The following is a 23,849-nucleotide window of genomic DNA, read 5'->3' as shown; positions in this document are numbered from 1 at the left end:
TCCGTGATGAAGTTCTGCCGCTCGGTAGCTCAGGCCGCAGATGGGGCCGGTGCCACGTCCGCAGGGTAGTTGCGCGTGTAGTGCATGGCACCCCAGGCATAGAGCGCGTCGAGCACGGGCTGCAAGGTTCGGCCGTAGTCGCTCAGGCGGTACTCGACCCGTGGGGGCACTTCGGCATACACCTGCCGCTGGATGATGCCGTCTTTTTCCAGCTCCTTGAGCTGCTGGGTGAGCACCTTCTGCGACACGCCCACGGCCCGCTGCAGCTCGCCGAAGCGCATGGTGCGGTCGCGCAGGTGCAGCAGGATGCTTGTCTTCCACTTGCCGCCCACCATCGCCACGCTGGCCCCAATGGCGCAATTCCAGATTTTCTTCGAGACAGAGGGTTCCATAAGCGGTTGGTTATCAGCAATAGTATCTGGGAGGAAACAGCCTGACAAAAAGGTGCCTACTTGACAAATGTACTCCAATGGGCGCACCTTTGCAGCGTTATTCCCACGGGCCAGGTGCCCCGGCCCCGCGTAAGCCGCCGGGCACCCGCCCATTTATTCCCCATCAGCATGAGCTTACTCGAGGATTTGAACTGGCGCTACGCCACCAAAAAGATGAACGGCACGAAGGTTTCGCCGGAAAAAGTAGATTACATCCTGGAAGCAGCCCGGCTCGCCCCGTCGTCGTCGGGCTTGCAGCAGTACAAGGTGATTGTGATTTCGGACCCGGCCCTGCTGGAAAAAATCAAGGGTCTGTCCTACAACCAAAGCCAGGTTACGGACTGCTCGCACCTGCTGGTGTTCGTGGCCTGGGACGGCTACACCGACGAGCGGGTGAGCACCGTATTCAACTACACGATGGATGAGCGCGGCCTGCCCCACAGCACCATGGATGCCTACAAAACCAACCTGCTGGGCATGCTGAACGCGGCCACCCCCGAGTGGCAGGCCCACCACGCGGCCAAGCAGAGCTACATTGCCCTGGGCCTGGCCATGGCCGCCGCCGCCGAGCAGCGCGTGGATGCCACCCCGATGGAAGGCTTCCTGGCCGACAAGCTGGACGAACTGCTCCAACTGTCCGGTACCGGCTACAAAAGCGCCGTGCTGCTGCCCCTGGGCTACCGCGAGGAGGCCAACGACTGGCTGGTGAACATGAAAAAAGTGCGGACCCCCAAGGCGGAATTCGTCACGGAAATGACGCTGGCCGACGCGGCCGACATCGAGGTGGAGCCGATGCTAAGCCTGACCGGCGACACGGAAAACTAAGCCCACGGGCCACCCTGAACGGCAGCGGCCGGCTATATCGTTAGCCGGCCGCTGTTGTTTTTAGGGGCAAGCTGTTTTAGGGAGATGCGGGGTGGGAGGAAGTAAGTTTCGGCTTGTATGCGGTTTGGGAGCGTTTCCAGGGCTACACCAGGCTCATCGTCCTCGGCCAGGGCGGCCCCAACCGCGTCCCGGCCCCCAAGCCCGCCGCCTAAGCCGCTGAAGAAATAGCAAGCCCCGCCAGTAGCTAGCGGGGCTTATTTTTAGGTTAGGAGATTTATTGAAATTATAGCCCATTTAACTCGTCCTCCAAACTATCCAGCATTTTGCCCTCTTCGACCACTTTTACCAAATTAATACATTCGTTGAAGTCAAGAAGTGCCTTGTCATTGATAGCATGAACTCTATGAGAAATTAGCATATCAGAAAATTGGTCAAACCACTTGATTTGGTTGAGGAAATTTTCTTTCTTGTCATCAAGAATATATATATTATCCCAAGCAAGTGATGTGACAAATCTATCTATACTATGTTGTGAATGAGGAAACGATTCAATAGGCTTTAATATTGAACAACCTTTTTTGAAAAAGGTATTCATTATTTCATGGCGGAATGAACTTGTCGAGTAATGTGTAGAACTGGTTCTTAAGTTCTTTTTGCGGTATTCATATTCGTATACTTCTAAATTCCTTTCGATTGATGTGTATTTTTTTAATTCGACTTCTTCCTCATCGGATATGTCAAATCCACTCTTGTAAGTAAAAAGATGAGATGTGTCAAACGCAATAGCTTGTCTTTTGCGAATTATATCCATTGGGATATCAAATCCTTTGTAACTTGACTCGCAGAATGCTATGAAAGATTTGGCTATGTCATACAGAATAATATTGCGTATTATCTTGTATTCCATTTCATACAAAAAGTCGATAATATTTAAATAACTACTTTTTTGAATTTTACAAATAGCAGTAATTATTTGCTCTTTTTTGGGTGAGGAGCTGATGTAAGAAGCCGCGAAGAAGTCTTGTAATGATTTGTGTGCCCATCTTACAAGGCCCTCGCGATTAAACAAAGGGACGTGTAAGACAATGTCTTCAATAAATCTGCTGCTTTTAAAAGCTATGCCTGCGCATTTAGGGATTATGCATTCAAGTAATTTAATCAGCTCCTGTTCCGAATATTCAAGTTCGCCAGACTTTGCTGTGTCAAATCCCAATTGATTGGTGACGGTTCGGAAGTCTTGAATATCAAGACCAGACTCCAGATTTCTTTCTACGACTTTAGTTAAGTCGTGATGTTTATAAAGAGCTGTGTATATTTCTTCATAAAAGGTTGTCTTTTTAGACGGTATATCTCTATTGTATGTATATGTTTTGTATAATAGTGAGACAAGAAATGGGTTGACTAAGAATTCTTGTACCTGTTCAAGTTTGCCTTTTATATCCCTGATTAGTTGCTCGCCGATTTTTACATTGTTTACGGAATCATATTTTCTAATGAGCTGGAAAGACTCATTGAGAGTAAGTGGTGTAATGCTGAATCGTTGAAAGTCTCCAAATGCAGTAAGTGCTGAATCTTTGCGTGATGTTAGTATAAACCAATTTTTAGATGATTTGTGAATAAAGCCTTTTATATCTTCGATTACTTCTGCTCTGTGTTCGTATTTGACTTCGTCAAAGCCGTCTAATAAAAAGGTAAATTCTCCCTGTTTTATAAGATGTAATATTATGTCTTTATCAAAATCTGAAAAAACGTCGCCTAGCTGTGTGCATATTTCATGAATTATTTTATGCTTGTTGCTAAGTTTTTTTAATTCGATTAATACGGGGATGGATGTGTTTTGCTCTATAATTGAAGCTCCTATCCATTTAACTAAGGTCGATTTACCCATACCTGCTGTATCAGCAATTAGTATTCTTCCGTATTTTTCAAGATGCCTCATTTCAAAAACATTTATCTCTTTTATCTCATATCCATAACTTGTTCTTAATGTTAATGGCTGATAAATATCTTTGATTAGAATCTGCTGATTTGGAAATACTAGCGTGTTCATTACACAAAAGTGCCCGTATGCATCATTTAAATAATTTCGGAAGCTCTTCTCAACGGCTTCTGATGAGCTGCTTTTTTCAATGCCTTTTTTCTTTAAAAAATCTATTACTGATTTAATTCTTGGAGCTAATAATGCTGGTAATATTAAGTCAGTTAATGGCTTTGCAGTTGTTACGACATCCTTTGCAATTTCTAAGCCTGAGTGTTCCATAGTATATTAAGCCTTGAAGTGGCGAATGAATGGGTTTTTAAATCCAATATAAAGAGTTAATTATTGAAACGCCTCGCCAGACACCGACGGGGCTCTCTGTTGCTTGAAGTTTCGGTGGGTTATTCGTCTGGATGGCGCGGGGGGGGGGGGCTTGGCCGCTTTAGATGCGGGCCACGATGCTAGCCACCGACTGATTGTGTCCGGCTGCGCTGGCACAGGCTAAGGATTTGGATGCAACGTTCATTGGCGGGGAAAGTCTATCCACGGCTTGGGATATAGTGTCCTGGCTACCCGAATTTCCACTTTTTACATGGTACGCTTCTTTCTTCTTTGCTTGGCGCTGCTGGCCGCCGGCCCCGCATTTGCCATCCGCCCAGTAGCCGAATGGTGGGCCAAACCCGATACCCTGGGTCTGAAATACCGGCAGGTAGAGATTACCACGGCCGACCATGTGAAGCTGGTGGCCTGGCTAATTGAGCCCTCCGCGAAAGCCACTGACCAGCACACCACGGTGGTGGCCGCCGGCGGCGACGCCTATAATATGTCCAGCAACATCTACACGGCGTGGGCACTGGCCGACGCGGGCTACCGCTCGCTGCTGTTCGACTATCGGGGGTTTGGCCACAGCCAGGCTTTTGCCATCGACCCGCAGCGGCTGTACTACGAAGAGTTTGCCACCGACCTGCGCGCCGCGCTGGCCGAGGCGCGGCACCTGGAACCCCGCGACCGGGTGGGCATTCTGGGCCTGTCGATGGGTGCCATTGTTGGGTCGGAAGCAGCGGCCAGTGCCAAGCCCGATTTTCTTATCACCGAGGGCTACCCGGGCAACCTGCCGGGTATAGTGGCTTACCAAAAGGCCACCAATAACAAAACCGTAACGCTACCTGCCGAAGCTGCCGCCTATCCCCGCGTAGCCGCCCGCGTGCGCTGCCCGTGGCTGCTCATTGCTGGCACTCAGGATAAGAACACACCCCTGGCCGACTCTGCCGCCGTGGTGCAAGCCGCTCGTCGGAAGCAGCGCCGCCAATTGCTGGTCGTGGACTGCGGCCACCTGGGGGCGCAGGAGAAACTGACCGAAAAGTTCTTCGCCGAAGGCTACGTGCGCGCTGTCAGGCGTTTTCTGGCAGGCGGCAAAGCCTAGCAACCGGCCGGCTGGCGTAGGGGCATGGCGGCTTCGTATACCTATACCTCACGCTTCTACCACCCGCCGCCCCTGCCACAGCGCCCACAGCCCCAGCGCCGGCCCCACGGCCAGCGGCAGCAGCAGCAGCAGGTGCTGCGGCAGCTGCAGCACCTGCCAGCCGGTGAGCTGCACGCTGACAATGGTGAGCGCAAAGCCCAGGCAGTTGACGATAGTCAGCGCGGCCCCGCGCGTTTCGGCGGGGGCATGCCGGGCCACCAGCGTCGAAAACATCGGCGAATCGGCCACCACCACCAGCCCCCAGAACCCCAGAAAAGCCCCCAGCGCCGCTCCCGAGCCCGTGCCCAGCACGAGGCCCGATGCCAGGCAGCAGATGCCCGACAGCGCCAGCGCCCCGGTTGCGACGCGGGCCGGCCCCAGGCGCTGGGCCAGCAGCCCCGCGCCCACGCAGGCCAGGCTGCCCCCGCCAATGATGCCGAACGACAGCAGCGGCACCGGCAGCGCCGCCCCCGCGTGCCGGGCATTGAAGGCCGCCAGCACCACCGGCACGAAGGCCCAGAACGTGTAGAGCTCCCACATGTGCCCGAAGTAGCCAAACGCCGCCGCCCGAAACGCCGGCTGCCGGAACCCCGCCAGAAACGCCGTGAAAGCCGGGCGCGCGCCGGCCCGGCGGTAAGGGCCATCGGGCACCAGCAGCAGGAGGGCCGCGCCGCCCAGCAGCGCCAGGTCGGAGGTAGCCCAGGCCACCGCCTGCCAGGGCAACTGCCCGCCCATGCTCTTGAGCAAGTGCGGAAACGCGGTGCCCAGCACCAGCGCCCCCACCAGCCAGCTCAGCGAGCGGCCCAGCCCGGCCGCGTAGTAGTCGGCCGCTATTTTCATGCCTACCGGGTAGATGCCGGCCAGGAAAAACCCCGTGAGTACCCGGCAGGCCAGCAGGCCCGCCACTGGCAGCCCCGGCAGCACCAGCCCCAGGTTGCAGAGCGCCGCCAGCGCCGCGCTCAGCGCAAATACCCGCGACGGCGAGAACCGGTCGGCCACGGCCAGCAGGGCAAACGCCAGGGTGCCGGCAATGAAGCCCAACTGCACGGCGCTGGTGAGCGAGGCCACAAAGCCGGGCCCCTGGTGCAGGCGCGCCGCCATATCGGGCGCTACGGCATTGCCGGCAAACCACAGCGAGGTGCAGCAAAACTGCGCCCCCACAATGGTGGGAAGAATACGGGACATGAACGGGAGCGGGTGGGAGAGAAGCGGCAAAGTACCACCATTTCGCAGAATGCCATTTTCGCTGGCGCCGACGCTGGCCGTAGTTTAGCGCGTAACTACGTGCCACTGGTGGGGTGAGTCTTCGACTCACGGCCGCCGCGCGGCCAGGCAGTGCCGAACCACCTGGGCCAGGCGGCGAGTTGCGAACGCGCCTCACCAGCAGCCAGCAGTTACGCACTGCGCGCTAAACTGCGGCCAGCGCTACGGCTACCCCGTACCAGCCCGTACCTTTGCCCCGTGCAACAGTTAGAAAACTCCCTCAAAACCGCCCTGCAAGCTGCCGCGCAGGCCGTATTCGGCGTAGAAATTCCCGCCGCCAGCCTCACGCTCCAGCCCACGCGCAAGGAGTTTGCCGGTAGCTTCACCCTCGTCACGTTTGCGCTCACCAAAGTGCTGGGCAAAGGTCCCGAGCAAATCGGCCAGGCGCTGGGCGAGTGGCTGAAAGCCCACGAGCCCAGCGTGAGCGGCTTCAACGTGCTGAAAGGCTTCCTGAACCTCGAAATTGCCGATGCCGAGTGGCTGGCGGTGTTCGAGCAGCTGCGCGCCCAGCCCGCCACCGCGTCCGTGGCCACCGATGGCCCGCAGAATGTGGTGGTGGAGTACTCCTCGCCCAACACCAACAAGCCCCTGCACCTGGGCCACTTGCGCAACAACTTCCTGGGTTACTCGGTGGCCGAGATTCTGAAAGCCACCGGCGCCACCGTCACCAAAGCCAACCTGGTGAACGACCGGGGCATCCACATCTGCAAGTCGATGATTGCCTACCAGCACTTCGGCCAGGGCGAAACCCCCCAGAGCGCGGGCCTGAAGGGCGACCACCTCGCCGGCAAGTACTACGTGCTGTTTGAGAAGCACTACCGCGAGGAAATCCGCCAGCTTGAGGCCGAAGGCGTGACCAACGAAGTAGCCAAGAAAAGCGCCCCCCTCATGGCCGAGGCCCAGCAGATGCTGCAGGCCTGGGAAGCCGGCGACCCCGAAGTGAAAGCCCTCTGGAGCCTGATGAACGGCTGGGTGTACGAAGGCTTCGATGCCACATACAAGAACATCGGCGTCGATTTCGATAAGTTTTATTATGAATCGGGCACCTACCTGCTGGGCAAGGAGCGGGTAGAGGAAGGTCTGGAAAAGGGCGTATTCTTCAAGAAGGAAAACGGTTCGGTGTGGGTCGATTTGCAGGCCGAAGGACTTGATGAAAAGCTCCTGCTCCGCGCCGACGGCACCAGCGTCTACATCACCCAGGACCTGGGCACGGCCGAGCTGAAGTACCAGGATTTTGGCTACGACAGCAGCATCTACGTCATCGCCGACGAGCAGAACTACCACATGCAGGTGCTGCAGGCCACGCTCAAAAAGCTGGGCAAGCCCTACGCTGACGCCATCCACCACCTCAGCTATGGCATGGTGGACCTGCCCTCGGGCAAGATGAAGTCGCGCGAAGGCACCGTGGTCGATGCCGACGAGCTGGTGCGTGACGTAGTGGCCGCCGCCAAAGCCGCCACCCTCGAAAAAGGCAAAACCGAAGGCCTCAGCGATGCCGAGCTGGAGGAGCTGTACCACATCCTCGGCCTGGGCGCGCTGAAATACTACCTGCTGAAAGTGGACCCCAAGAAGCGCATGCTCTTCAACCCCGAAGAGTCGGTGAACCTGGAGGGCGACACGGGGCCGTTTATCCAGTACTCGCACTCGCGCACGGCGGCCGTTCGGCGCAAAGCGGTAGAGCTGGGCGTTGACGAAACCGCCGACTGGGCCAGTGTGACCGAGCTGCACAGCGCCGACAGCGAGCTGATACAGGAGCTGGCGCGCTACCCGGCTGTGGTGGCAGAAGCCGCGAAGAACCTATCGCCCGCCGTGGTGGCCCAATACGCCTACGACCTGGCCCGCAACTACAACCGCTTCTACGCCAAAGTGCCCATCTTTGCCGAAACCGACCTGGCCAAGCGCAACCTGCGCCTCGCCCTGTCGGCCCGCACCGGCGAGCAGCTGAAAGCCGCCTTCGGCCTGCTGGGTATCCAGGTACCCGAGCGCATGTAATTGCCATAACGAGGTAGAGACGCGACACTTCGCGTCTCCTCGTTGAACGACCGGAACCGCGCCATTCTAAAAATAACATCAGCAACGACGAGACGCGAAGTGTCGCGTCTCTACTTCGTTCCAGAAATATGAAAAGCATTGCCGTTTACTGTGGTTCCAGCGCCGGAACCAATCCGAATTACATTACCCAGGCGCAGGCCCTCGCCAAGGCCATGGTGGCCCAAAACCTCACGCTGGTGTACGGCGGCGGCCGCGTGGGCCTCATGGGCACCATCGCCGATGCCGTGTTGGCCCTGGGCGGCCAGGTAGTGGGCGTGATTCCCGATTTTCTGGATGCCAAGGAGCTGGCTCACAAGGGCTGCACCGAGCTGTACGTGGTGAAATCGATGCACGAGCGCAAGCTGATGATGGCCGACCGCGCCGATGGCTTCATCGCCATGCCCGGCGGCTACGGCACCCTCGAAGAGCTGTTCGAAGTGCTGACCTGGGGCCAGCTCGGCCTGCACCAGAAGCCCGTGGCCCTGCTGAACGTGGACGGCTACTACGACCTGCTCCTGCAATCCCTCGACCGCATGCGCGACGACCAGCTGCTCCGCGCCGAAAACCGCAGCCAGCTCTTGCAATCGGCCAGCCCGGAAGAGTTGCTGGCGCAGATGACGGCCTACCAGCCCGTGCAGATGGAGAAGTGGCTCACGCCGCGCACCACATGATGTAGCGCGGTCGTACCCGGTAGGGACTAAAAGTCCCTACCGGGTACGACCGCGCTACATCTAAAACCCTGCAGGCCTTCGTACGGTTACGCACGCAACTGCGCACTTTATCACTTCCAATTCATGAACAAGTCTCTTCTCCTCACGCTGGCCACTGCCGCTACGGCCGTGGTTTTCATCGCCGCCAAACCGGCTACTCCCACCGCCATGACTGAAACTACGGAAACCACTGCCGCCCCCGCCTCCGTCTACGATTTCACCGTGAAATCCATCGATGGTAAGGACGTGAAGCTGAGCCAGTACAAGGGCAAGAAGCTGCTGATTGTGAACACCGCTTCGGAATGCGGCTTCACCCCGCAGTACAAGGAGCTTGAGGAGCTGTATAAAAAGCACGGCGACAAAGTGACCGTACTCGGCTTCCCGGCCAACAACTTCGGCGGCCAGGAGCCCGGCACCGAGGCCCAGATTGCCACCTTCTGCGAGAAGAACTACGGCGTGACGTTCCCGCTCTTCAGCAAGGTGTCGGTGAAAGGCATCGACACGGCTCCGTTGTTCAAATTCCTAGCTGATAAAACCAAGAACGGGGCCGTGAGCGACGTGCCCACCTGGAATTTCTGCAAATACCTGGTCGATGAAAAAGGCCACGTATTGAAATTCTACCCTTCGAAAGTGACGCCCCTGAGCCCCGAGCTGTTGGCTGATATCATGAAGTAATTTTTGCCGTTTCCTGAATACTTCAGAACGTCATGCTGAGCGTAGCCGAAGCATCTCTACCGCGCAACTAATTTCGTCGTTGCAACGAAGCGGTAAAAGATGCTTCGGCTTCGCTCAGCATGACGTTCTTTTTTGCTGTTTGATATCTCTTTTGCCCATGTCACCCTGGATTTCTGCATTCCGCCCCCGTACCCTGCCGCTGGCCCTGGCCAGCATCCTCACCGGCGGCTTTCTGGCCCAGGCGGCCGGCTATTTCAACGGCCCGGTAGTGGCGCTGGCGGCCCTCACCACCATCCTGCTGCAAGTGCTCAGCAATCTGGCCAACGACTACGGCGACTCCCAGAACGGGGCCGACAGTATCCACCGCCAAGGCCCGCAACGCGCCGTGCAGAGCGGGGCCATCACCCCGGCTCAGATGAAGCGCGGCATGTGGATTTGCGGCCTGCTGGCGCTGGCCAGCGGCCTCGCGCTGCTGTGGGTGGCGCTGGGCGCGGCGGGTCTGGGGCTGTTTCTGGCGTTTGTGGCGCTGGGGTTGGCGGCCATCTGGGCGGCAGTGAACTACACGGCGGGCGCTAACCCGTATGGCTACGCGGGTCTGGGCGACATTTCGGTGTTCCTGTTTTTTGGCATTGTGGGCGTGTGCGGCACGTATTTTTTGCAAACCCGGGCACTGCCGCTGCAGGTGCTGCTGCCGGCCGCCGCGCTGGGCTGCTTCGCCACGGCGGTGCTGAACGTGAACAATATCCGCGACATCAACTCCGATGTGCTGGCCGGCAAAATCACCATTCCGGTGCGGCTGGGGCCCATTCATGCGCGGCGCTACCACTGGCTGCTGCTGGTGCTGGGCCTGGGCTGTGCCACGGTGTTTGTGGCGCTCACGTACCATTCGCCGTGGCAGTGGCTGTTTGTGCTGGCTGCACCGTTGTTTGCCTTCAACGCCCGGCAGGTGTGGCAGCGGCAGGAATCGATGCAACTCGACCCGCTGCTCAAGCAGATGGCGCTGAGTACGCTGGTATTCACGGTACTGTTTGGGGTGGGGCAGGTGCTGGGGTAAGCCGCCGGGAAATTAATTGGGGTCGCCGGTATATCTTTCCTGTCCAATGGCCGGCACATTCAGTCCTCAGTCAAGGTGAATTCTTGCCTTAATAGGCGCGTAAGGTGCTCATTGAAAAGTAGTTGCTGCCAATGAATAGCAGCAGTTAGTCGTCTCAGCCACCCCGCCAATGCAGCTGCCCAAGGATTTTTTCGACAAACCCGCCCGCGATGTGGCCGAGCTGAACCAGCGCCTGACGGCGCATGTAAACAGCTATAACAATGCACCACTGGCATCATGCAGCGGTCTGATCCCCAATCAGATGGCGGATGTGTTGTACCGGCCGCTGTCGGCTGCGGCGCCCGTGCGCCTGCAAAGCACGCTTCCCGATGCCGTGCTCGACCAGGTGCCCTTTTTTCGGCAGGTGGAGGAGCTGCTGCGGCTGGTGCAGCGTGAGAAAGTCATCAAACTCACCGCTACCGGCGCGCTGCCCCGCAAGTTTGTGCAGGAGCTGTATGAGCACGGGCTGATGCGCAGTAAGTATGTGGATGAAGGCTTTATAAAGCTAAACCGGGAGTTTGATTCCCCCTTCATCGAAATCGCGCACTATCTGGCCCACGTGGCCAAGCTGGTGAAGAAGCCCCTGGGCAAGCTTAGCCTCACCAAAAAAGGAGAAAGTATGCTGGTTGCCGGGCAGCGCCCCGAGCTGTTCCGGCTGGTGCTCGAGGTGTTTACGGGCCGGCTGCACTGGGGCAGTTTCGACTCGTTTGGCAGTAGCAAATCGCAAGTAGGGCAGCTGGGCTGGAGCTTTTGCGTGTATTTGCTGGCTCGATTTGGGCAGCAGCCCCGGCCCCTCTCGTTTTATGTAGATAAATACGTGCTGGCCTTTCCCAATTTTCTGGAGGAGCAGCCTCCGACGAATTACTGGACGCCGGCCACCTTTATAGACCACCTTTTCAGCAGCCGGGTACTGTATTGCTTTGGCAAGTGGTTTGGCCTGGTGGAAATCAAAAATGACTCACTAAAGGTTGGTGATGAGCCAACGACCATCAGTGCCAGTCCGGTGCTGTCGCAGCTGTTCGTTGTAAGCCCGGGAGGCAAAGGATAGCCGGATTTGTCGATAGGGCGGAGAGGTATAATCTACTGAGGACTCCTGTAAACGCCTATCAGCAAGACGAACACCGCAGGAAATACCCGAAAAATCCTTCTGAGGAAGTGTTATCAAGTACTTGTGCACCAGTACTTAAATCAGGATTTCCCCAACGCGAAGAAGCCTCCGCTGCATGTGCAGCGGAGGCTTCTTCGCGTTGGGGAAAGTGGCTACTCAGCCGCGCCAGTTTCGGCAGGGCTGCCGGTTTCGCTCGGAGTGCCGCCTTCCGGCTTGGGGCCGCGGCTGCGGTTGCGGCCACCGCGGCTGCGGCGGCGCTCGCCGTCGGCGCGGGGCTCGCGGGTTTCCCCTTCGGGACGGGGCTCGCGGGGCGGGCGGCTTTCGCCTTCGGCGCGGGGCTCACGCGGGGGGCGCGGCTCGCCTTCGGGCCGGGGGGCTCGCGGCTCGCGGGGTGGGCGGGCTTCGCCTTCGGGGCGCGGAGTGCGCTCGGGGCGGGGGCCACGGTCGCGGCGTTCTTCGCCTTCGGGGCGTGGCGGGCGCTGGTATGGCACGGTGGGGGCGTGGCCGGCATCGAGGGCGGCCAGGGCATTTTTGGCGGCGGCGAGGCGCTCCAGGTGCTTGGGGTCTTTGGGGTCGGGGGCGTCGCGGCGGGGCTTGCCGCCATCGCGGCCACCGTCGCGGCCACCGTCGCGGCCACCACCGCCACCTTCGGGGCGGGGGCCACGGTCGCGGCTTCCGCCACCGCTACCGCCGCTGTGGCCGCCGCGCACCGGGCGGCCGCCGATTTTACCACCCAGGCCGGCAAAGCGTTTGGGGTCGAATTCCGGGGCTGGGCCCAGGCCCAGCTCCTCGGTGATGGCGCGCTTTTCGAGGTCGCGCTCAATGAGCTTCTCAATCTTCAGCACCCGGTCCTGGTCCTGGTCCGAGATGAAGGTGATGGCCGTGCCTTTGGTGGCGGCGCGGGCCGTGCGGCCGATACGGTGCACGTAGTCCTCGGCAGCGCGCGGGATGTCGTAGTTCACCACGTGGCTCAGCGAGTCGATATCGATGCCGCGGCTGAGCACGTCGGTGGCCACCAGGATAGGAAACTGCTTGTTTTTGAAGGCGCGCATGATTTCCTCCCGCTCTTCCTGGGTGCGGTCGGAGCTGATGCCGCGGGCCTCGATGCCGAGCTTGTTCACGGCTTTTACAATGCCGGCCACGGCCGCTTTCTGGCTGGTGAAGAGCACCATGCTCTGCACATCCTGGGTTTTGATGATGTGCTCGAGGACGTAGATTTTCTGGCGGTCGAAGGCCATGTACAACTGCTGGTCGATGCCGGCGGCGGGCTTGGAAACGGCCAGGCGGATTTCCTCGGGGTTGTTGAGAATCTGCTGCGAGAAGTCGCGGATTTTGCTCGGCATGGTGGCCGAGAACAGCAGCGTCTGGCGCTCCTTGGGCAGCTGGCGCACGATGTTGAAGATATCATCGCTGAAGCCCATGTCCATCATTTTATCGGCCTCATCCAGCACCAGGTACTTAATCTGGTCGAATTTCACGTAGCCCATTTGAAGGTGGGCGATGAGGCGGCCGGGCGTGGCGATGATGATGTCGGCCCCCGAGGTGAGGGCGCGCTTCTGCTGCTCCCAGTTCTCCGATTTGCCGCCGCCGTAAATGGCAATGCTACTAGCTTCCACGTAGTAGCCGAAGCCCATCACCTGCTCGTCAATCTGGGTGGCCAGCTCGCGGGTGGGCACCAGAATGAGGGTGGTGGTGTGGCCGTGCTTGGCGTGCGAAATCTTGTCGAGCAGCGGCAGTAGGTAGGCAGCTGTTTTACCGGTGCCGGTCTGGGCGCAGGCAATCAGGTCTTTGCCTTCGATAATTTTAGGAATGGCCTGCTCCTGAATGGGGGTGGCCTGCTGGTAGTTCATGGCGTCGATGCCAGCGAGCAGGTCGTCGTGGAGGTTAAATTCGTGAAACGTCAAGGTTCAGCTTATTAGGGTTGTAAAAGGGCTGACCTTGATGCTTTGGCCAGCAAACCGCTTGATTTGAGGTAAAGATACGGCCGGCGGCCGGGAGGAGGAAGCAGGGGAGCTGGCTTGAATAAGAACGTCATGCCGAGCGGAGTCGAGGCATCTCGCTCGCGTCGTTGAACGATTGATTTACTGTGGCACGCGAGATGCCTCGGCTGCGCTCGGCATGACGTTCTTTATACTTATCGAACCCACAAATCCATTCCTCCTCATGCCCGCCCTCGACCGTTTCTCTGCTCAGGCCGCCGACTATGCCCGCTACCGCATTGCTTATCCCGCCGAGCTTTATGACTGGCTGCTGCCCCAGGTAGAAAGCCGCGAGCGGGCCTGGGACTGCGCCACTGGCAACGGCCAGGTAGCGGCGGTGCTGGCCGAATCCTTTATTCGGGTAGATGCCACCGACCTCAGCGACAATCAATTGGCGCAGGCCCCGCCGCGCCCCAATATCCACTACCAGCGGGCCACGGCCGAGCATACGCCCTTCCCCAACCAGCGCTTCGACCTGATTACCGTGGCCCAAGCCGTGCATTGGTTCGATAACGAAGCCTACCACCGGGAGGTGCGCCGCGTGGCCCGGCCCGGCGCAGTGCTGGCCGAATGGGGCTACCAGCTGTGCCGCCTCGAAACGCCCGAGCTAAACCAAGTGCTCGATAATTTTCACGACGTAACCTCGGCCCCGTACTGGGATGCCAACCGCCGCCACATCGAAAACGAGTACGCCGACCTGCCCTTCCCGTTTGCCGATGTGCAGCGGGCGCGTTTCGCCGTGAAAAAGCACTGGACGGCCGACGACATGCTGAATTACCTGCGCACCTGGTCGGCCACGGCCAACTACGCCCGGCAATACGCCGGAGCCGACATGATGGCCCTGGTTGCCGAGGAGCTGACGCGGCTGTGGGGGCCGCAGGCCCGCATCATCACGTTCCCGGTTTTTGCGCGGGCCGGGCGGGTAGAATAAATCGAGTCGGCCCCAGCGTTGGGGAAAGTGTGGAAATGGATTGATTGGGCCAAAAACAAGGCTGATAGCTATGAGCCTATCCAAATAGGTGCTAAAAAGTAGTCATGCCGAGCGCAACGAAGCATCTTTACTGCAATAGCCTTGATTACTGTTGCGGTAAAGCTGCTTTGCTCCGCACTGCCTGATGCATCATATCGGATAGGTTCTTAGTCAGAGAAAAACACTTACGCCAATGAACAATCCACTTCCCTTTGCCCACTTCCGCGTCATCGAGCTGGCTTCCGTGCTGGCCGGCCCGCAGGTGGGCCAGTTCTTTGCGGAGCTGGGGGCCGAGGTCCTCAAAATCGAAAGTCCGGCCGGCGACGTCACCCGCACCTGGAAAACCAGCGACGAAACTGCTGCCACGCCAGGGGCTGAGGCATCTTCAGTTTCGGCCTATTTCTCTGCCTCCAACTGGGGCAAACGCTCGCTGGTGCTCGACCTCACTACCGCCGCCGGCCAAACCGAGCTGCGCCGCCTGGTGGCCTCGGCCGATATCGTGCTGGCCAGCTACAAACCCGGCGATGCCGAAAAGCTCCGCGCCGACTACGCCACCTTATCGCAAGAGAACCCGCGCCTGCTCTACGGCCACCTCACCGGCTACGGCCCCGACAATGCCCGTGCCGGCTACGATGCCGTGCTGCAAGCTGAAGCCGGTTTTATGTTCCTCAATGCCGCCGGCTCCGGCCAGCCTGCCCAGAAAATGCCCGTGGCTATGGTGGACTTGCTGGCCGCGCACCAGCTGAAGGAAGGGCTGCTCACCGCGCTGTTTCAGCGCGAGCGCACCGGCCGTGGGGCCTTGGTGCAGGTGAGCCTGCTCGACTCCGCCCTGGCCTCGTTGGCCAACCAGGCGGCTACTTATCTCGTGACCGGCCACGACCCGCAGCCGCTGGGCTCGGGCCACCCCAGCATCGTGCCCTACGGCACCGTGTACCGTGCTGCTAATGGCCGCCAGCTGGTGCTGGCCGTGGGCTCCGACGGCCAGTTCCGGCAGCTGTGCGCCGCGCTGAGCCGGCCTGATTTGGCTACCGATGCCCGTTTTGCTACCAATGCCGCCCGTGTGGCCCATCGTGCCGCGTTGGAAAGTATGCTTACCGAAGCCATTGCTGCCGTGGATGGCGACGCGCTACTGGTCGACTTGGAACGCCGCGCCGTGCCCGCCGGGGCCGTGCGCTCGGTGGGGGAAGCCCTGCGGCAGCCATCGGCGGCGGCAATGCTGCTACCGGTGGTTGGGGCGGGGCCGGCCGGGCTGCGCACGGTGGCATTTTGCAGCTCGCAATGGCCGGAGGTGGTTGAGTTGAGCGCGCCTCCGGCATTGGGGACGGCAAATACCACCAGTTCCGGCACGGTTTCGGCGGGTACGGCTGAAACTATGGGTGGGGTAGGCGACGTACCTACCCTGGTGCCTGGTTGAAGGCGCCCGGCTGCTGCCAGCCCAATCCGGTTGCAGCTGGGTAGCCCGCTTCGTTGGCAAGGCTGCCCCGCAATACCCTGGTCCCGCCACCGCAGTGGGGGCGCAATTCTCTTCTCTCATGGCCAAAAAAACCACCCCGAAACCCGTCGTGTCCAAGCTGCTCAGCCCTGCCGACGTGCCGCCGGTGCCTACCGAGCTGCCCCCGCCCGTGCCGCCGCGCAAACGCCCCACCCGCCCCGTCCAGCCGGCGCGGACCAAGCCCGCCAAAGCCACGCCAGCCAAAGCCTCCCCGGCCAAAGCCGCTAAGGCCAATCCCGTCGCCGATGCGCTGGCGCACTCCGGGGCCACCGCCACCGACAACCGCCCCACCGCTGCGGCCGGCTCGCCCACCGAAGCTCCGGCCGACCGCCTCAACCAGATTTTTGAGGGCCTTAAACAGAAATCAACTGCCAAACAGGCTATTTACCGCAACACCCTGGCTGCGTTCGACTGCCTGCGGCTGGTGTCGCAGGAGTTGGTGCTGGAGCTCACCCGCAAGCTCACGCCCCTCGATTCGAGTGTGGTGATTGAGTACCGTTCCATCAACGACATGGAATTTCACATCCGGTTTTCGGGCGATTTGCTGGTTTTTGTGATGCACTCCAACATCGTCACCTTCCCCGACGACTATGGCCCCATGGCCAGCAAATACGTGGAGGCTGATTTCCGCCGCCGCTTCTTCGGCCACATTATGGCCTATAACTTCATGGCCGATAGTATCAAATATCAGCGCCTGAATGACCCCGGCTACCTCGTCGGCCGCCTGCTGGTCAACATCGATAATCACTATTGCCTCGAAGGCGCGCAGCAACTGGAGCTACCCGATAACGACATGAGCGACAATCATATTTGCCCCGAGGCGATGAAACTCTTCGTGGAAAGCGCCATGATTGCCGCCGTCAATAACGACCTTATTGCCCCGCCGCTGCCCGAAATCCAGAAAATCTCAGTGAAGCAGAAGCTGGAAAACCAGCAGGTGAGCCGTGGTAGTAAGGTCGGCTTTAGCTTCTCGGCGCAGCAGGTTATCTGAACTGCGGATTCGTCGGATTCATCGAATTTTGTGGACGGCCAGGTCTAGGTCCAAGAATGACTACTCACTATTATCAAAAAAAGGCTGCCAGTTGGCAGCCTTTTTTTGATAATAGAATCGTCCACAAAATCTGACTAATCCGACGAATTCGCAGTTTAGACACCGTAGCCTACTTTCTGGCGCACTTTGGCCAGCACGCCCGCGCCGTATTCCTGCGCCCGCTTGGCGCCAATGGCCAGCGCCGCGTCCAGCTCGGGCAGGTTGCTCATGTAGAAGTCGAACCGCTCGCGCTCCACGGCAAAACGGCGCAGAATCAACTCATACAGCTCCTTTTTGGCGTGGCCGTAGCCGTAGCCACCGGCCAGGTAGTTGGCGCGCATTGTCTCAATCTCGGCGGGCGCGGCCAGCAGCGAGTACAGCTTGAACGTCACATCCGCATCCGGATTTTTGGGCGCTTCGAGTGGCGTGCTGTCCGAAACAATGGTTTTGATGGTCTTCAGGAGTTCCTTTTCGGGCAGGAAAATGTCGATGGTGTTGCCGTAGCTCTTGCTCATCTTGGCCCCGTCGGTGCCGGGAATGGTCATCAGCTCGGCATCGACGCGGGCCTGGGGCTCTACTAAGGTCTCGCCGTAGCGGGAGTTGAAGGCTTTGGCAATATCGCGGGCAATTTCGAGGTGCTGAATCTGGTCTTTGCCCACGGGCACGATTTCGGCATCGTAGAGCAGGATGTCGGCTGCCATCAGCACGGGGTAGGTGAAGAGGCCGGCGTTTACGTCCGACAGCTTGTCGCTCTTGTCCTTGAAGCTGTGCGCGTTGGCCAGCATGGGGTAGGGCGTGAAGCAGCTCAGGTACCAGGTCAGCTCCGTTACCTGCGGCACGTCGGACTGCCGGTAAAACAGGTTTCTTTCGGTGTCGAAGCCGCAGGCCAGCCACGCGGCGGCCACGGCGTAGGTGTTGGCGCGTAGCACGGCGGGGTCGCGCACGGTGGTGAGCGAGTGCAGGTCAGCGATGAAATAGAGCGAGTCGTTGGCCGGGTTTTTCGATAGCTCGATGGCGGGCAGGATGGCCCCGAGCAGGTTGCCGAGGTGCGGCCGGCCGGTGCTTTGGATGCCGGTAAGGATGCGGGACATGGATAATTAGAAGTGTGAATTAATGGCCTGCCTGATTAGCGCGACGCACGTATTCGGGGAAATTTTCAAAGGTGGCTGTGCCGGATTTAACGGCTTGCTGTAGCTCAGGCCATCGGGACAGTTCTTCGGCCAGGTCTTGGCGGTCATCCTTGCTCCATTTCTTGAAAGCATTCGGGCTTGATATAAACTCTTTATCGCCCCGGCGGCGTAGCAGGTAGGTGGCAAAGGACACCGTTGTGCTCCCGATGGGTTCGGCGGTATGAAAAAGGGCCAGTTGCAGGTAGCCGGAAGTGTCGGCGTATTCGATGAACGTGTTTTCGGCGTGATAACTGTGTACGCTAAATTCAAAATCGAAATTTCCGGCAGGAACCAGCGTGTGACTGTCGATGGTGAAAGACCTAACTTCTTTGGCTGAAAATTGAAGATTATTGCCAACGTATAAGGTGGTTTCACCACGCGTACGGAAGCTCAGCTTGCCCTCTCCCACAGAACCATTGGCCAAGGTATATGAACCAGGACCACGCAAATAGTCAACGATATAAGACGTGAAAAACCCGTGCGCTATGCTGCTGTAGGTGACCAAAAAACCAGCAGTTGCAATGAGGATTTTTTTTCGCATAGCACACAAAATTATACGCTCACATTCTCCACGGCCTCTTCTTGCAATTCGGCTGTTTCCTCTTTCCCGAGGTACTTATCGATGAGCCAGTGCGCCAGGTAGAGCACCGGCGTGAGCAGAATGGCCGCCGCAAACTTGTACCAGTAATTGGTGTTGGCCACGCTGAGAACCTGGTCGAAAGTCCAGTTGCCAAACACGTAAAAAGCTACGTACAGCACCACAAACGAATCCACCAGCTGCGAAATCAGGGTTGAGCCCGTGGCGCGCAGCCAGATATAGCGTCCGCCCGTGGCCTTGCGAATGGCCTCAAAAATAGTTGCATCCAGGACCTGCCCCACTCCAAATGCCACAATCGAGCCCGTGATAATGCCCAGGCCCTGCCGGAAAATGCTCTGGTAGGCAAAGTCGATGTTGAAGGGCCGGCCCTCGTTATCGGTCTTGTTCACATCGAGCCAGAAATCAGCCGGGGGCAGCTTGGTGGTGAGGTAGATAACCCCGAAAGCGAACAGGATGAGCACCACCGTGAGGTAGCTGATGCGCAGCACGCCGGCCTTGCCGAAATACTCGTTGATGATGTCCGTGGTCACGAAAACTACCGGCCAGATGAGTACGCCTGCCGTGAGGTTGCCGGGCAGGCCCATCAGTTTATCGGCCGAGAAAATCTTGACGCCGATGATTTCGGCCAGCAGCGCATTCACCAGGAAAATTCCGCTGAGGACTAGGTAAAGCTGTTGCTTTTTATTAGCGAAATTATTCATAATCAATCGGTTTACAGGCTCACTACCAACCCTTCCGTGGCCAGCTCGACGGTGGGGAATATGGCCTGGGCCTCATGCAACAGCGGCTCCAGGGCCTTGTAGCGGCTGGAGAAGTGGCCCAGCAGCAGCCGTTTCACGCCCGCCTCGTGGGCAATCTGGGCGGCCTGGCGGGCAGTGCTGTGGTGGGTCTGGGCGGCGCGCTCCCGCATGTCTTCCAGGAAGGTGGCCTCGTGGTAAAGCAAATCGACGCCCTGGATGTAGGGCACCAGCGCGGGTGTGTAGAGCGTATCGGAGAAGAAGGCGTAGCGGCGCGGGGTGGGGGCGGGGCCGGCCACGTCGGCGTGGCGCAGGCCGGGCTGCTGCTCATCGGCGGGTAGGTCTTCGCCCTGGGCCAGGCGGGCCAGCTGGGCGGGTGTGAGGCCGGCAGGCAGCTTATCTTTCAGCAAGTTGGCGCGGCGCGGCTTTTCCGTGAACAGATAGCCGGCGCACGGAATGCGGTGGCGCATGGGCAGGGTGGTCACGGTCAGGTTTTCATCTTCATACACCACGGCGTGCGCGGTTGTGTCGATGGCGATAAACTCCATCGCGAAGCCCAACTGCATATTGGAAACGCGGGCCTGGGTCACCAGCACCTCATCGAGGCCGGGCGGGCCGATGATAATCAGCGGTTGGGTGCGGCCCTGCAAATGCATGGTGCCCAGCAGCCCAAATAGTCCGAAATAATGGTCGCCGTGCAGGTGCGAGATGAAGATGGCCCGGACGTGGTGGGGCCGCACGCGGTACTCCAGCATCTGCCACTGGGTGCCTTCGCCGCAGTCAATGAGGTAGTTCGACGCGCTAACGGTGAGTACCTGGGCCGTGGGGTGGCGCCCGGCCGTGGGCGTGGCCGAAGCCGACCCCAGAATCTTCAGCTCAAAAGTCACAAGCGAAATAGTTGTCAGTTGGTAGTTGCTGGTTGTCAGGCCTGCGTTGAGTGGTGCAGAAACGAAAGTTGGTTGCCAGTTGCCAGCTTCAACAAACTGACAACTGACAACCAACAACCGGCAACTAAAAAAATCTATTCCTTATCAGTCAGGTCGCGCTCGATGGCGTGCAAAAACACGCGGTCGATGCCTTCTTCTACCGTAGGCAGGATGTGCAGAACGGATTCGAGCTTGCTGATGGTGATAAGTTTCAGCACATGGTCTTGCAGGCCGGTGAGCACCAGCAGGCCGCCCGTGGAGTTGCACAAACGGTTGGCAATAAGAATGGAGCTGAGGCCCGACGAATCCGTGTATTTCACGTTCGTGAGGTCGAGTATCAGGTTGTTAATGCCTTCAGCGTTGAGCTTCACGAACTCCGACTTGAGGTCGGGCGCGACGGTGGTGTCGAGCTTCTTCTCCTCAATGGTGATGATGGTGTAGCTATCTTTTTTATCAATCGTGTACTTCATACAGCGTAGGGCCAGGGAGGGTAAGAGAACGGCGAAGGTAAAGAAAAAACCTAAAATTCTGGGTGAAGTTGGCTAATGTTTTGTGGGTATTCGCGCGGCTGCGGCCGGACCGGCGAAGGTTAGCGAGGCCCAGGTCGATTGCCAATCGGCGCGGGGGCGCAGTTTGGCAGGAGCCGCGCTCATGTCCACAGCCGCCAGCAAATAAGGGCCGGGTCCTGATAGGCGTAACAAGATACGGCCGTTTTGGTTGGCGCGGGTGGTGTAATGGGTGGTGGGCAGGCCGCCGGGCTGGCGCTGCCACACCTGCACGGCCGCGCCAAACGCCGGCCGGCCGGCGCGGAGCACGCGCACGGTCAGGGCTTTGTCGGCGGCCAGGCGGTAGGGGTTTTGTTCGGGTACCAGCTCTAGGGGTAGGCCGTAGAAGTGGCGGCAGGCGCTGTCGGTAACGGCCTCATTAGCAGCGGCTTCGCCCACCTGAATCAGGGTTTTGGCGCAGCGGCGGTAGGTTTCGCGGCCGGGCTGGGCCATCTGGTCGTTTTCCTGGCGTAGTTTCAGGGCGTAGTCGAGGCCTTCTTCGCGCAGGTAGGCGGTGAACTGGTCGGCGGGCAGCTCGATGAACGAGTTGGTGCTTTGCAGCAGTACGACGTGGGTGCCGGGCCGGGTAAAGGTGAAGCCAGTGCGAAAGGTGTCGGTTGCGGTGGCGTTTTTCGGCGTGAGGTCGGTGGAGTCTTCCGGGGTGGGGCCAAAACGGGTGAGGCGCTGGATTTTGGCGGCTTTGGTGGTCCAGGGCTCGCCCTTAAAATCAGCCCCTATGAAGGAGTGCACGTTCACCGTTTCGCTCGGCTGCAGGCGAAAGCGCGGGGCTTCGAGCCAGAACTCGTGGGCGAGGGCGGCGGTGGTAAGCAGCAGAAACAGAACAGTGATTTTGAAACTCATAGAGATGACGCAGAGGTTTAATTTCGCTCCAGCGCCAGGGCATAGGCCCGGTCGTAGTGCACGCGCAGGTTTTTCCAGTCGAATAGCTCGGCGGAGCTTTCCACGGCGTTGCGTTGCATAATGCGGTCGCGGCGGTTGAGCTGCACGAACTGCCAGAGCATGTCGCAAAGCTCCTCGGCCGACTCATCGAAGGATTTTTCCTGGCGATGCACTACAAAAATGCCTTTGGATTCGGGGTCGGGCACGTTTTGTAGGGCGTAATCGCCGAAACCGGAGAGGTCGGAGGTGATGGCGGGCACGCCGCGGGCCACGCATTCGAGCGGGGTGTAGCCCCAGGGCTCGTAGTAGCTCGGGAACACGCCCATGTGGCAGCCGCGCACAAACTGGCCGTACTCCATGCCCAGCAGGGGCGAGGCGGGCGACACAAAATCGGGGTGGTACACCATCTTCACCCGGTCGTGGCGGTGGTTGAGCAGGTTGGACCGGCGCAGGTAGTTCAGGATGTCGTCGTCGGCATCGTTCACCAGGTTGTGGGTGATGACGGGGGGCAGGGCGTTGGTTTTCCAGCTTTGGAGCTGGCGGCGGTAGCGCAGGCGCCAGTAGTCGTCCACCATCGTGCTGAGCTCGGGCAGCTTGTGGTCCTGGCTGGCGGCGGCGGCGTAGAAAAGGCGCTCACCCACCTGCCGCTCAATGGCCTTGCAGGTATCGTGCACTTCATCGAGCATGGCGCGGCGCTCCAGCACCTGCGGGTTGATGCTGGTGAAGGGCCGCTTGGTGATGAAAAACATCACCACCTGGGTTTCGAGGCCGCTTTGCTGGAGGCGGTAGTTGAGGCGGGCCAGGGCTTCGAGGGTCAAATCGAAGCCCTTGTTGTGGTACTCGTAGCGGCCCGAGGTGAAGAAATACAGCGTCTTATCCAGGTCGAAGGCGTACGACTGGAAGAAGTGGGCCATCACGAATTCATGAATCTTGGCCTTGTACTGCTGGTGCAGGTTCTGGAATTCGTGCAGGGCCACGAAGCGCTCGATGTTGAGGCCGTTGGGCAGCACCGCGTCCGGAATTCTATCCAATAAGTAGATGCACTCGCGCACCGTTAGCTCGCTCACAGTGGTGAAAACGTGGCTGCCGTGGGCGGCGGCGCGCTCCATGCGCACGGCCGGCTCGATGTTGAATTTTTTGGCCTCGGCCTCCCAGTTCACCCACATGAGGTGGTCGTAGAAGGCGGGGTCGTTCATGGCCAGGTAGCGGCCCAGTAGCGTGGCATGGGTAGTGAAGAGCAGGTGCGCGGGCACTTGCAGGCGGCGCAGCTCCGGGATGGCCACGCCGGTCATCCACTCGTGAAAATGGCCCAGCAGGCGCTGCTCGGCCAGCTTCTGGGCGGCCAGGTGCTGAAAGAAAACGGTGGTGAGGTGCCCAAAGGCGATTATCTGGTGGAGCAGGTCGTCGGTGTCGGGGGCCGGAATGCCGTGGCGGCTCCAGAGGTCGGTTTTGAGCTGGCCCAGGCGGTCGTAGGCCTGAAATGGGTTGATAAGCACCACCCGGGGGCGGCCCGTCACGAGCCAGGTGCCAATCTGCACATCGTAGCCCTGGGCGCGCATGGTGCGCACGACGGCCATAAAAGGGTCGGCCCCGGTGTGCACCATCAGTTCGTCGTAGGGCTCAAACTCGCCCTGGGCCATGTTGGGGAAGTAGGGCCCCAACAGGCAGTACCGGTCACCCCAGACGGGCATAGTGGCCGGTACCTTGCTGCGAATAACGGTGTAGATACCGCCGACCTGGTTGCAAACCTCCCAGGCTACTTCAACGAGCAGGGAATCGGGAAACAGGGCGTTGGGGGCGTGGGGCGTGGGCTGCATAGGTGGGGAGCGGGAATTTGAGAGCGAGGAACTGGAGAAAGAACGTGGCGAAAGGTAAGCCGGTTGGGGCTGAATTGGCAGTGCAGGCCACATTTTTTCAAATTAAGCGG

21 protein-coding genes are annotated in these 23,849 nt (G+C 59.1%); 10 read left to right on the top strand and 11 right to left on the bottom strand.

Translation table 11 applies throughout. The annotated features are described in order from the left end of the window. Positions 1-29: 29 nt before the first annotated feature. Positions 30-392, bottom strand: coding sequence for a winged helix-turn-helix transcriptional regulator (locus KQ659_RS14125; RefSeq protein ID WP_216688364.1), 363 nt, complete (start codon positions 390-392; stop codon positions 30-32). Positions 393-560: 168 nt separating this feature from the next. Between KQ659_RS14125 and KQ659_RS14120 the strand changes: the two genes are divergently transcribed. Further along, positions 561-1,256: a nitroreductase family protein gene (locus tag KQ659_RS14120; protein WP_216680471.1), complete on the top strand. Its 696-nt coding sequence runs from the start codon at positions 561-563 to the stop codon at positions 1,254-1,256. 283 nt (positions 1,257-1,539) lie between these two features. Here the strand turns inward: KQ659_RS14120 and KQ659_RS14115 are convergent, their stop codons facing one another. Next, complete coding sequence (locus tag KQ659_RS14115; RefSeq protein ID WP_216688365.1) at positions 1,540-3,516, bottom strand: NACHT domain-containing protein; 1,977 nt, start codon at positions 3,514-3,516, stop codon at positions 1,540-1,542. 310 nt (positions 3,517-3,826) lie between these two features. Between KQ659_RS14115 and KQ659_RS14110 the strand changes: the two genes are divergently transcribed. Then, positions 3,827-4,657: an alpha/beta hydrolase gene (locus tag KQ659_RS14110; RefSeq protein ID WP_216688366.1), complete on the top strand. Its 831-nt coding sequence runs from the start codon at positions 3,827-3,829 to the stop codon at positions 4,655-4,657. A 48-nt stretch (positions 4,658-4,705) separates the two neighbouring features. Here the strand turns inward: KQ659_RS14110 and KQ659_RS14105 are convergent, their stop codons facing one another. Further along, positions 4,706-5,881, bottom strand: coding sequence for an MFS transporter (locus KQ659_RS14105; RefSeq protein WP_216688367.1), 1,176 nt, complete (start codon positions 5,879-5,881; stop codon positions 4,706-4,708). Positions 5,882-6,157: 276 nt separating this feature from the next. Here KQ659_RS14105 and argS point away from each other — a divergent pair, with 276 nt between their 5' ends. The 5 genes from argS (at position 6,158) to KQ659_RS14080 (ending at position 11,516) form a co-directional block, all read left to right on the top strand. Beyond that, on the top strand, positions 6,158-7,951 hold the full coding sequence (gene argS, locus KQ659_RS14100; protein WP_216688368.1) for an arginine--tRNA ligase: 1,794 nt from the start codon (positions 6,158-6,160) through the stop codon (positions 7,949-7,951). 128 nt (positions 7,952-8,079) lie between these two features. Beyond that, entirely contained in the window at positions 8,080-8,661 is a 582-nt protein-coding gene (locus KQ659_RS14095; protein ID WP_216688369.1) for an LOG family protein, read from the top strand. A 123-nt stretch (positions 8,662-8,784) separates the two neighbouring features. Further along, on the top strand, positions 8,785-9,375 hold the full coding sequence (locus KQ659_RS14090; protein WP_216680477.1) for a glutathione peroxidase: 591 nt from the start codon (positions 8,785-8,787) through the stop codon (positions 9,373-9,375). A 157-nt stretch (positions 9,376-9,532) separates the two neighbouring features. Next, a complete protein-coding gene (locus KQ659_RS14085) occupies positions 9,533-10,429 on the top strand; it encodes a 1,4-dihydroxy-2-naphthoate polyprenyltransferase (RefSeq protein ID WP_216680478.1) in 897 nt (298 codons plus the stop codon). 169 nt (positions 10,430-10,598) lie between these two features. Next, the gene (locus tag KQ659_RS14080; protein ID WP_216688370.1) at positions 10,599-11,516 is read left to right on the top strand and encodes a hypothetical protein; all 918 of its coding nucleotides are present in this window, start codon (positions 10,599-10,601) and stop codon (positions 11,514-11,516) included. A gap of 212 nt (positions 11,517-11,728) precedes the next feature. Here KQ659_RS14080 and KQ659_RS14075 read toward each other — a convergent pair whose 3' ends face one another. Further along, positions 11,729-13,480 carry a DEAD/DEAH box helicase gene (locus KQ659_RS14075; RefSeq protein WP_332875070.1) on the bottom strand — a complete coding sequence of 584 codons (1,752 nt, stop codon included), beginning with the start codon at positions 13,478-13,480 and terminating at the stop codon, positions 11,729-11,731. A 259-nt stretch (positions 13,481-13,739) separates the two neighbouring features. Between KQ659_RS14075 and KQ659_RS14070 the strand changes: the two genes are divergently transcribed. The 3 genes from KQ659_RS14070 (at position 13,740) to KQ659_RS14060 (ending at position 17,008) form a co-directional block, all read left to right on the top strand. Beyond that, on the top strand, positions 13,740-14,486 hold the full coding sequence (locus tag KQ659_RS14070) for a class I SAM-dependent methyltransferase (protein WP_216688371.1): 747 nt from the start codon (positions 13,740-13,742) through the stop codon (positions 14,484-14,486). A 232-nt stretch (positions 14,487-14,718) separates the two neighbouring features. After that, positions 14,719-15,939: a CaiB/BaiF CoA transferase family protein gene (locus KQ659_RS14065; RefSeq protein WP_216688372.1), complete on the top strand. Its 1,221-nt coding sequence runs from the start codon at positions 14,719-14,721 to the stop codon at positions 15,937-15,939. Positions 15,940-16,057: 118 nt separating this feature from the next. Further along, a complete protein-coding gene (locus tag KQ659_RS14060; protein ID WP_226915944.1) occupies positions 16,058-17,008 on the top strand; it encodes a hypothetical protein in 951 nt (316 codons plus the stop codon). A gap of 155 nt (positions 17,009-17,163) precedes the next feature. On the opposite strand, the gene trpS is transcribed toward KQ659_RS14060, so the two are convergent. The 7 genes from trpS to KQ659_RS14025 form a co-directional block, all read right to left on the bottom strand. Continuing rightward, positions 17,164-18,138 carry a tryptophan--tRNA ligase gene (gene trpS, locus KQ659_RS14055; protein ID WP_216680482.1) on the bottom strand — a complete coding sequence of 325 codons (975 nt, stop codon included), beginning with the start codon at positions 18,136-18,138 and terminating at the stop codon, positions 17,164-17,166. 19 nt (positions 18,139-18,157) lie between these two features. Continuing rightward, a complete protein-coding gene (locus KQ659_RS14050) occupies positions 18,158-18,757 on the bottom strand; it encodes a hypothetical protein (protein WP_216688373.1) in 600 nt (199 codons plus the stop codon). A gap of 11 nt (positions 18,758-18,768) precedes the next feature. Further along, positions 18,769-19,515, bottom strand: a complete 747-nt coding sequence (locus KQ659_RS14045; RefSeq protein WP_216680484.1) for a queuosine precursor transporter — start codon at positions 19,513-19,515, stop codon at positions 18,769-18,771. Positions 19,516-19,526: 11 nt separating this feature from the next. Then, positions 19,527-20,438, bottom strand: a complete 912-nt coding sequence (locus KQ659_RS14040; protein ID WP_216686326.1) for a ribonuclease Z — start codon at positions 20,436-20,438, stop codon at positions 19,527-19,529. Positions 20,439-20,572: 134 nt separating this feature from the next. Then, complete coding sequence (locus KQ659_RS14035) at positions 20,573-20,947, bottom strand: STAS domain-containing protein (protein WP_168675310.1); 375 nt, start codon at positions 20,945-20,947, stop codon at positions 20,573-20,575. 72 nt (positions 20,948-21,019) lie between these two features. Next, a complete protein-coding gene (locus KQ659_RS14030) occupies positions 21,020-21,883 on the bottom strand; it encodes a DUF4198 domain-containing protein (protein WP_216688374.1) in 864 nt (287 codons plus the stop codon). A gap of 17 nt (positions 21,884-21,900) precedes the next feature. After that, on the bottom strand, positions 21,901-23,739 hold the full coding sequence (locus tag KQ659_RS14025; RefSeq protein ID WP_216688375.1) for a glycosyltransferase: 1,839 nt from the start codon (positions 23,737-23,739) through the stop codon (positions 21,901-21,903). Positions 23,740-23,849: the final 110 nt, after the last annotated feature.

It is taken from the genome of Hymenobacter siberiensis (genome assembly GCF_018967865.2).
GTDB classification, from domain to species: Bacteria; Bacteroidota; Bacteroidia; order Cytophagales; family Hymenobacteraceae; genus Hymenobacter; species Hymenobacter siberiensis.
Note: the sequence above shows the minus strand (reverse complement) of the source record. Positions and strands in the feature narration are given on the sequence as shown.

Coding starts and splice junctions, on each gene's coding strand:
- KQ659_RS14065 (WP_216688372.1), top strand. CDS start 14,719: ATGAACAATCCACTTCCCTTTGCCCACTTCCGCGTCATCGAGCTGGCT.
- KQ659_RS14095 (WP_216688369.1), top strand. CDS start 8,080: ATGAAAAGCATTGCCGTTTACTGTGGTTCCAGCGCCGGAACCAATCCG.
- KQ659_RS14025 (WP_216688375.1), bottom strand. CDS start 23,739: ATGCAGCCCACGCCCCACGCCCCCAACGCCCTGTTTCCCGATTCCCTG.
- KQ659_RS14070 (WP_216688371.1), top strand. CDS start 13,740: ATGCCCGCCCTCGACCGTTTCTCTGCTCAGGCCGCCGACTATGCCCGC.
- trpS (WP_216680482.1), bottom strand. CDS start 18,138: ATGTCCCGCATCCTTACCGGCATCCAAAGCACCGGCCGGCCGCACCTC.
- KQ659_RS14035 (WP_168675310.1), bottom strand. CDS start 20,947: ATGAAGTACACGATTGATAAAAAAGATAGCTACACCATCATCACCATT.
- KQ659_RS14030 (WP_216688374.1), bottom strand. CDS start 21,883: ATGAGTTTCAAAATCACTGTTCTGTTTCTGCTGCTTACCACCGCCGCC.
- KQ659_RS14080 (WP_216688370.1), top strand. CDS start 10,599: ATGCAGCTGCCCAAGGATTTTTTCGACAAACCCGCCCGCGATGTGGCC.
- KQ659_RS14060 (WP_226915944.1), top strand. CDS start 16,058: ATGGCCAAAAAAACCACCCCGAAACCCGTCGTGTCCAAGCTGCTCAGC.
- KQ659_RS14090 (WP_216680477.1), top strand. CDS start 8,785: ATGAACAAGTCTCTTCTCCTCACGCTGGCCACTGCCGCTACGGCCGTG.
- KQ659_RS14115 (WP_216688365.1), bottom strand. CDS start 3,516: ATGGAACACTCAGGCTTAGAAATTGCAAAGGATGTCGTAACAACTGCA.
- KQ659_RS14125 (WP_216688364.1), bottom strand. CDS start 392: ATGGAACCCTCTGTCTCGAAGAAAATCTGGAATTGCGCCATTGGGGCC.
- KQ659_RS14110 (WP_216688366.1), top strand. CDS start 3,827: ATGGTACGCTTCTTTCTTCTTTGCTTGGCGCTGCTGGCCGCCGGCCCC.
- KQ659_RS14085 (WP_216680478.1), top strand. CDS start 9,533: ATGTCACCCTGGATTTCTGCATTCCGCCCCCGTACCCTGCCGCTGGCC.
- KQ659_RS14045 (WP_216680484.1), bottom strand. CDS start 19,515: ATGAATAATTTCGCTAATAAAAAGCAACAGCTTTACCTAGTCCTCAGC.
- KQ659_RS14050 (WP_216688373.1), bottom strand. CDS start 18,757: ATGCGAAAAAAAATCCTCATTGCAACTGCTGGTTTTTTGGTCACCTAC.
- KQ659_RS14120 (WP_216680471.1), top strand. CDS start 561: ATGAGCTTACTCGAGGATTTGAACTGGCGCTACGCCACCAAAAAGATG.
- KQ659_RS14105 (WP_216688367.1), bottom strand. CDS start 5,881: ATGTCCCGTATTCTTCCCACCATTGTGGGGGCGCAGTTTTGCTGCACC.